This is a genomic window from Nonomuraea ceibae (genome assembly GCF_019396325.1).
Taxonomy (GTDB): Bacteria; Actinomycetota; Actinomycetes; order Streptosporangiales; family Streptosporangiaceae; genus Nonomuraea; species Nonomuraea ceibae.
Genome location: NZ_JAHKRO010000200.1, coordinates 1 through 8,637 on the forward strand (window position 1 = coordinate 1; position 8,637 = coordinate 8,637).

An 8,637-nucleotide genomic window follows, 5' to 3' on the forward strand; every position below is an offset into this window, starting at 1 on the left:
GGTTCGATCACCGCCCACAGTTCGTCGCTGACCTCCCACGGCTTCAGCCTGGCCACCGTGCTCCTCTCGCTCGGCTACAGCGAGAGATCAAAGCACAACAACGATCATTCTGTTAGGCGCTCTAAGCGGTCCTAACAGTGGATTCATTGGACGAGGCGTCGCCAGCAGATGATCGCTGCGACGAGAGTCATGAACCCTCGTGCGCTCTCGAATCGGCTCTCTTGATCTCACCGCCAAGTTGTGATCCGCTCGGTGCCAGGAGAGTTGCCATGAAGTCTTCACTGAAGTTTCCTGGGGGTATGCCGAGGCGTCTGCTGGCCGTTGACCACACCAAGATCCGGGTGCTGCGTGAGCAGGCAGGGCTCACTCCACAGGAGCTTGCTGATCGTGTGGGGGTCACGTATCGCGTGGTCGTTTACTGGGAGGAGGGCAGGTATGTGCCTGAAGCCAGAAACGTGCGGCGTCTCGCCGATGCCCTCGGCTGCGTCACTGCGGACCTCACGGGTACGCCCAGCGGGACCGAGACCTTGGTTGACCTCCGGTATGCCGCTGGTCTCACTGCGGAGGAGGTCGCCACCCGACTTCGCGCTACTGCCGCAGGCGGTGATCTGTTCGTGGACGCACACAAGATCCGCAGCATGGAGCGGAACCGTCAGGTGTCCGGCTGGAACTGGAGGAAGCCGGAGTACACGGGTCGGCTTGTGCAGCAACTGGCCGCTGTGTATGAGGTGCCGGTACGTATGGTCATGGATGCCTGGATGCGTACCCGGCCGACAGATGAGCCCCCTCGCCTGCCCGAGCGGGAGCGGCACGAGCCGCCGGCGTCAGCAGTCGAGAGCTGGGAGAACTTGAATGATCGGCAGCGGGTCTATCTCGGTGAGATCCTGCGGGATGACCGGATGACCGAGACTGAAATGTGGATGCGCCGACAAAACCAGGCCAGGGTTCCGCCCGCCAGGCAGTGGCGAAAGTTGCCGTTCTCTCTCGACGCACCCACTGAAGTGGTCGGTCACACCCGCCTTCAGCAGCGCCTCCGGAGCGCTGGTGTTCACGATCAAGGGGCTGGGGCAACCCTCCACGCCCTGGAGCGGCTAGGACTGATCAAGGTGGCCACGGATCGTGTGGAGGTTGCCGGGGTCGGTGAGGTGGACCGCACCCTGGTGGAGATCACGCGCCTCGGCCGTGCCTGTGCGCGTGCTGGCCTAGGAGAGCCCGTAGAGCCAGAGACACCCGCACATCTGCTGTCCGAATGGTTGTGGGGCGTTTTGCTGCGTGTCGCCGCTGCTGGCCCGGAAGGTCTCCACGAGAGCGAGTTGACGGGCAAGTCCCTGTTCTATCTGGCCGTCGGCTACCGGCCGAACCGACAAGCGCATGCCAGCAGGGGACTCATCGAATTGCGTCCCCGGATGGCGCCAGGCGATACGCATGTCCTCGAATATCGGTGGCATGCGACCGCGCTCGGGCAGCAGCACATCGCGGCTTACCTGCACATTTACACCGATATGTACCCGACTGTGGCGCCATCATCGCAGTGATCATTTAGGTAGTCCAAACTGTTCCGAGGTTATTGTCAGACCCGTGCTCTACGGTGTTTCCCGTGACGACCCATGCCGACGACGACGGCCTGACGTTCTCCCATTTCGAGGCGTTCCGTCTGATCAACTTCACCTTCATCAAAGCCTGTCAGACGATGACCGCCCCGGACCTTAGCCCGAGGCACCGGGCCGAAAAATTGATGAAGTACTACGGTGACCTACACGCCGCGTACGGCCCGGGAGTGCCGTTGTCAATCGGCGAGTTCCGCGAGAGGCTGCGCGGACCCATCGAAGGCCTGCTCCCGTCCTGGCTGGACCGATCCGGCTTCGACGATCTCGATTTCCCCGTCGTCGACGCCGAGGGCTGCGTCACCGGCAACGCCTTCGATCTGCAGTGGGAGATCTCCCAGCTGCACCGAATCTTGAAGCGGCTCCGGCGGATCGGCCGGATGCGGTTCACCGAGGAACAACTCCAGGACGAGATCGACCAGGATCAAATGTACGAGATCCTGAAGGGCCGTGGTGACACCCAATACGTCAAGGACCGCACCACACTGGTGGAATGCCCCGCTGGCACGGCCGCTGAATTGAACGAACGCGACCTGCCTCTCAACGCGATCGGCTACTACGAGCCGATTCCCTACCATGCTATCTACCGCACCTGGTGGTTTCCTTGCACGGTGTGCAAGTGGCCCATGAAGATCAGCAAGCGGATGAACGCGGGCCGCGAGTACTACCGCGTTGCCTGCCTCTACGACCGTCACGCCGACTGCGGCGCCAGCTTCATGTTCAGGCCCACGTCCGGCGACGCGCCGCAGTTGCACTCCGACAGCTCCGACACGCCCGCTCCGCACGAGGCGGCCCTCGCGCTGGGTACCATCGGTGCCCTGCCAGAGGCGAAGCCGGTTGAGGGACATCTGGCCCTCAAGCGCGGCGTGTGGCGCTACACCTGTGTGCCCGGCCTGTATGAGCTGCGTCTGCACTCCGTCCTGCGTGAGCGGCTGTCCGCCGGACAGACAGATGTGGACGAGGCCGTCAGGCTCTGGCCGATGAGCGATGCATATGACCATCGCATTGAGGTCAAAGGCCTGAATGGGAGGGCTCATGTCTTCACTGTGGATGTGAAGGACTACACCCATGGCCGTGTCCTGGCGCAGAGCCTGCACCGCAATGAGGGCGACAAGGGCGGTGCCGAATGGCTCGTCGTTCCCGACCACCGCGCCGACCAGATCCCCCTACTGACCGTGACCTGCCATAAGTACGGAATGAAGGCCATGACCATGACCAACTTCGCCCAGATGGTTTGCCGGAGCGCCGGGGTGGGATGGGCATGAGTCAGATGACCGCCAAGGAAGCGTTCATCCGAGCCGCACTGGCCCTTGCCGCCCACTACTTCCCACAACAAGACGACGTCGGCAAGCCTCTGGCCTCCTTCCGCCACGCGGCGTTCTTTGCCAGCTGCAAGCCACAGGCATGGGAGAGGTGGAACGAACTGGGCAGTGAGGAACGGCGACTTGTGGCGGAGGTGATGAACCTCAGCAACCCCGACCTCGCCGACGAGACGCGGTTCGCTTCCGCCGCACGGATCCTCCTGGGGGCCATGAACTGGGGTAACGAGGATGAGGAGATCGCCCTCCGCCTGTTCACCCTGGCCGGTGATCCTCTCACCGCGACTGCGGCCCACCCTCTCCTGGGAGGAGACTACCTCGGCTATGCCAAGAGCCTTCTCGCTCCCTTCCGGCGGCCGAGTAGCCGGCGAAAGCCCCACAACTTCGCAGCGCCGGGGCAGATATACGAGACGAGTGAACGTACCGAAGGCAACGAGATCGTCCACGGGCGTGTCACCATCCCCCGCTTCCCCGCTTTCACCCAGCCGCTCGGCCATGACTCACTTCCGGCCCTCACCACCCGGCCAGATCTCGGCGCGGTCCGGGTGGGCGTTCAGGAGCTCAAGGACATCGCACAGCTCTTGGACACCCAGTATGAGGGCACGGAAGCAGGCCCCTGGCTGTACAAGGTGCTGACGGGTCTGCTCGACCGGGTCAAGGCCCGCGACACCGACACTGTGGACGTGCTGGACCTCCTGGCTGGCCGAACCCAGATCTTTCACGCACCCACGGGAACCGGTAAGTCTGTGCTGGTTCGTCTCCTGGGCTCGTGGGCCGCGCTCAACGACTACCGCGTTACTCTGCTCGTCCCCGACGTCAAGGCCACGCTCGCCTCCGTCTGGGACATCAGTCGCGACCTCGAGATCCTGCATAAGGCGGACAAGACCAAGTACCTGGCGACATGCGCTCCGTTGATGTCACCGTCCTCGCGGTACGAGCGGGCCCTCAAGCATGCATCCTTGATCAAAGAGGACCCTGAGGCTCCCGGAGAATGGGGCAAGCGAGGGCTTCGCGACGTCGACCACCTCGCCTACGGGTGCGCACAGCAGCACTGGCTCGAATCCGCCGGAATCTACCGACCCGGCAAGGAGAACTGCCTGAGCCTGCACGGCGGCAGAGAGGTGTTGGCCTGCCCCTGGATCCCGACCTGCGGCAAGTTCACGCCCGCTTACCAGGCCGCCAACGCCACGGTGATCGTCACCAACCACCACAACTTCATTCAAGGCGCCATGCGGGTGGGCATCCAGATCGACGGCCGCCCGGTCCGTTCTGTCACCGTCCGCGAGTTCGTGCTCCGCGCCAGTGACTTCGTCATCATCGACGAGATCGACGCCTTCCAATCCGTCGCCGTCGATCGGTGCGCTACCACGGTTGACCTGCACTCCCGGCGCCCGTGGACCGCAGAACCGCAGGTCCTCGACACCGCAGCCAAGCATCTTCCCCTCCGGTTCGAGGACCAACTCATTGAATCGGTCAGTCACGTACGGCTCATGGCCGAGTCACTGCTGACCGGACTGTGCACCAAAGTATTCCGGCTCAACCATCACGACGACGCTCGAGTCCCGAAGCTGCGGCACGAATACGACTACGAAGGGTGGCGCCTGGCCCGCTCTAAGGACCGCGAGCTCATCGGCCTGCTTTTTCCCGAATATCAGGTCAGTGACGGAGAGCCGCTTCCCGGCGAGGCTGTCGATCGGCTCAACGCTCTGGTCCCGGCCCCCGACTTCGGCGAAGATGACGAGACGGCCCCCACACCCGTCCTCCTGAGCCCCGAGTGGGAGCGAGTCGGAAGCATCCTCGGGGCAGCCGTATCGCCACGGGGCATCAACCAGCGCGATGTGCTCAAGCTCAGGCTGCACGAGGCACTCGCCCCGATGATCAGCGATGGCCGCGCACGTAACCGGACCATCGACCATCTCCTCATTCGCACGCTGATGAGCGAGCTGGACTGGTCCCTGGCTATGCTGCGCGACACCGCCCAGTCTCTGCGCCACTCCGGTCTGCTCTCCGCCAACCGCATCATCGACGCCATGCGCTCTGGCGGCATTGCCGACGTACTCCCGCACGGAATGATCGGCAGACCGATCAACGGATACCGGGTCACCGGCATGAAGAACCCGGAGAAGGACGCCAAGCTCTCCGCACAGCACATGGCTGGCGACCCGCACACCTACGTATCAGAACTCGGCGGACTGGTCTCATTGATCACCGCCGGCGTAGAGCGGCCCATCTTCGGGCTCTCCGCCACTGCCTACTTCCCGCAGGCGGTTAAGGAACATGTCCACGCCCCCGTGATGTGGTGGATGACCGACGCTCAGGAAGAATCCATCTTGGTCGAGTCCTCGGCCGTCACTTACGGAGATGGCCACAGAAAGGCGGGGGAACGCATCCCGATCGCTGGCCAGTTCCCCTCGGATAAACCGGAAGCTCTACGCGAAATCGGCGAGCGCCTGTACGAGACGAAATTGTCGAGGAAACTCGCGCGCCTGGCCAAGACGGATTCAGCCCGCGCACGCGTGATCCTGACGGCCAACAGCTACGAGCAGTGCGGCCACATCGCGACCGGCCTCGCTAAGGCGAAAGGACTCTCCCATCGTGTGTGCGTCCTCGTCCGGGAAGAAGATCGTCTCAGTAACGTCCGTCACCTCCCTGACCCGTCGCTGGTCCGGCGCATCACTGTCGAAGAGGTCGAGGAATTCCCCCAGTTCGGCGACATTCTGATCGCTCCCCTGGCTAACATCGCCAGAGGACTTAACATTGTCGTCAGTCTCCGCTCAGCCATCCACTCCATCTATTTGTGCGTGAGGCCCCCGCTGATCATCGACGATCCCGCTTGGATGTACGGCAGCGTCAACGCAGCAGGCATCAGCGCACTGCCCGCATCCGGTACCGCAGACCCCACTGGGGCTCTGCAAGCGGCCCGCACCGCAGCACGAGATCACCTGGCCACCATCCTGCGTTCCTCCCCCCAACTGTCGACCATGGACCTCGTCCTCCAGGAGCAAATGGTCGCCGGAATGCTGGTGTCTCTCATCCAACTCGCCGGCCGAGCCCGACGCGGCGGCACCAACATGGAGCTGCACTTCGTGGACTACGCCTTCCATGACGAGACCTGGAGTTCCGACCTGGCCAGTATCATCGAACGCATGGCCTCCCGGTGGCTGCCGGAAGAACGTCGGCAGATGGCCGAATTGTACGGCGAAGCGGTCAATGCCTTCCTGACCTACGCAGGCGTCGACCTCACCCTCTCCGCATAGCCCAGCGCTTCATCCCGAGAGAGATCACAGCATTGAGCGACAGCACTCCCGTTTTTCCGCGCGCCCTCACCCTGCGCTGTACCCCCGAACTCGTCCAGGGCCAGAAGGTGTACGTACGCATCTTCCCGCGCAACGTGCGCGATGAATGGGAGAAGCTGCAAGGTGATGGGGACGACGAGAAGAAGAATCTGCCATACTCAACCGCCCTCACCTACCTGAAATTCAAAACCGGCGGCTACGTCCACCTCGACCGGTACCTCGACTTCCTGGTCTCACTGGAGAAGATCGACGACGACACTCTGCGCCACGTCTTCCGGTGCATCGTCGGCTACAGCAAAGGCCTGTCCACCGATCAGGCCGTCCTCCTTGACGTGCCGCCGGTGGCCGACGCCATCGCGAGCACGCCTGAGCAGGAGTTCGAGATGACGCGGTTCCTCAAGCCGGTGCCGAACAGGCAACCGAAGTGCCCCGACTGGATGTACGTGGCCGTGCCCTGGGTGATCTCCAAGAAGCTCGCCGCGCAAAAGTTCACCATCTACGACCTCGTCCCGATCACCGAGCAGGTCCCCGCCAAGGAGACGGACGGCTCTCTCAAGCGTGACACTGACGGCGTACAAGTCTTCAAGAACCGCACGATTGGCTGGAAGGCCAACCCGAACAAGCGGGAGGTCACGTACCTTCCCGACAGCAGGGGTGGACTCATCGCGTGGGACCACCCCATCGGGCGCAAGTACAACATTCGTGACGACGGGACTGTGGTGAACGACGCCACCGCGGCCCAGTACGCGATGTCCCGGTTCTCGGTGGTCATGAAGACCGAGCCCAACGTCGTCCACCCCGTCATCTTCCTGGACGCCCACATAACCCGCGTCCACAGCAACATGGTCTTCGCCAAGTCGACGAACATCTACCAGGGCAGGGACGGCCTTCCGATTCTCCACACCGAACTGGTGCGCAGCGGCAGCGTTCGAGAAGTCAACCAGCGCGCGCTGGAGTTGCTCGCACGCGACGAAATGGACGTCAGCCTTTTGCGCGACCTGCAGACGCGCGTCACAAAAGAACGGGCTGTGCTGGAGAAGGCCGCAGCCAATGGAGAGTTCCCCTCGTTCATCACTCCTGACGCCGGAGCTATCCGTCCGCTCATGCCGAAGAACGACAACTTTGCCGTCGGCACGGGACCGGGGACCCTTCACCTGCGGCTTCTCGCCGAGCACGTCACCAAGGTGCTCGGCGAGAAGGCCAGCTGGGTCGGCTTCGCGGTGGAACCGATGACCTTCGAGCCACGCCCCACCGACAAACAGAAGATGCCTCCTCAAGAACGGGTTCGCCGGATCGATGCCGGCGAACTCCTCCACACCATCGGCTTTCCCTCACCCGAAGAGATCACCGCCTCCGTCAACGCCCAAGGCTTCGATCACCTGCGGATTGTATGCTTGTGGTACCGCCACAGCACCCGCCTGCGCATGATCAATGCGCTCGCCTTGGCCTTCCCGGACAGCCCGCCCATTGGTGATCCGGAGTCGGGCGAGAAGGTTCTCCTCACTCCTGGCATCAGCGTGGTCTTCCGCAAGGCTGAGCGCTTCCTGGCACACGGCGACGACATCAACCGGACCGTGGAGTTCAACTCCTTCGAAGACGACTTCGCCGGTAGCGAGTCGAACGTGATGGTCGCCGCCTGGTGCGAGACCGAGATGCCGGCCCTGAAGAAGAACGAGGGAGAGAAGCGAAACGCCTTCTTGCTTCGCAAGGAGCGGTATGACGGAAAGTTCCAGGTCCGCCGCTTCCTGGCCAAAAAGGACTTCGTCTGCCAGTTCATGAAGGGGATGAAGCCGGGGTCATTCGGAAATCCCAGCACAGAGATAAGCCCTCCGATGCCGGGGAAAGACCACGCCGCTTACATGGCGCTTCTCGACCTGTACCGCTCGCTCGGCATCATCGACCAGCGCCTCGCGCGGGCCATCGCGAAGGACAAGAAGGGGCAGGCGGCCGGGAGTTTCGTCTACTGCGGTATCCACGTCCGCCGGCAAGCCAAGACAGTCGACGACAAACACACTAAGCGTATCGTCGTTGCCACCGCTCTGTTCCCTCCAGAGGAGGAGGGTGGCGCCTGGACCATGCGAGCGTGGACCCCCCTCATCGGGGCCTGGGTGCCCTATCGACAGGCGATCACTGCCTTCCACGCCAGTGACTACGCACTCCATGTCGACGGCAAGGCCGCGACGGACAAGGAACGATGGGCAGAAGCAGCGGCCCACGTCGAAGACGCCCTCGCCAGCCTCGTTCACGACGAACTGGAACCCGGCATGGGCTACGTCGTCATGGTCGACGGGTGAGCTTGCTCCGCTCCGACGGACACCATCGTTGTGGTGGTCAGGCCGCTGCGACTGCCTCGTAGTCGGCGGGGCTACGGTAGCCCAGGCTGCTGTGCAGGCGGTGCAGGTTGTACCAGCCCTCGAT

4 protein-coding genes are annotated in these 8,637 nt (G+C 63.1%); all 4 read left to right on the forward strand.

Annotated features, from left to right (window positions below; genetic code table 11):
* Positions 1-269: 269 nt before the first annotated feature.
* Entirely contained in the window at positions 270-1,535 is a 1,266-nt protein-coding gene (locus KME80_RS48530) for a helix-turn-helix transcriptional regulator (RefSeq protein ID WP_219519373.1), read from the forward strand.
* A 62-nt stretch (positions 1,536-1,597) separates the two neighbouring features.
* Positions 1,598-2,869 carry a restriction endonuclease-related protein gene (locus KME80_RS53110; RefSeq protein ID WP_219519376.1) on the forward strand — a complete coding sequence of 424 codons (1,272 nt, stop codon included), beginning with the start codon at positions 1,598-1,600 and terminating at the stop codon, positions 2,867-2,869.
* Positions 2,866-6,180 (forward strand): ATP-dependent DNA helicase, encoded by a 3,315-nt coding sequence (locus KME80_RS48540; RefSeq protein ID WP_219519380.1) that lies wholly within the window; start codon positions 2,866-2,868, stop codon positions 6,178-6,180. The genes KME80_RS53110 and KME80_RS48540 overlap by 4 nt, the downstream gene beginning before the upstream one ends.
* A gap of 32 nt (positions 6,181-6,212) precedes the next feature.
* Positions 6,213-8,513, forward strand: a complete 2,301-nt coding sequence (locus KME80_RS48545; RefSeq protein WP_219519383.1) for a pPIWI_RE module domain-containing protein — start codon at positions 6,213-6,215, stop codon at positions 8,511-8,513.
* Positions 8,514-8,637 lie beyond the last annotated feature (124 nt).

What these genes read in the sequence shown, in the direction of transcription:
- KME80_RS48540 (WP_219519380.1), top strand. Translation starts at nt 2,866, where the DNA reads ATGAGTCAGATGACCGCCAAGGAAGCGTTCATCCGAGCCGCACTGGCC.
- KME80_RS48530 (WP_219519373.1), top strand. Translation starts at nt 270, where the DNA reads ATGAAGTCTTCACTGAAGTTTCCTGGGGGTATGCCGAGGCGTCTGCTG.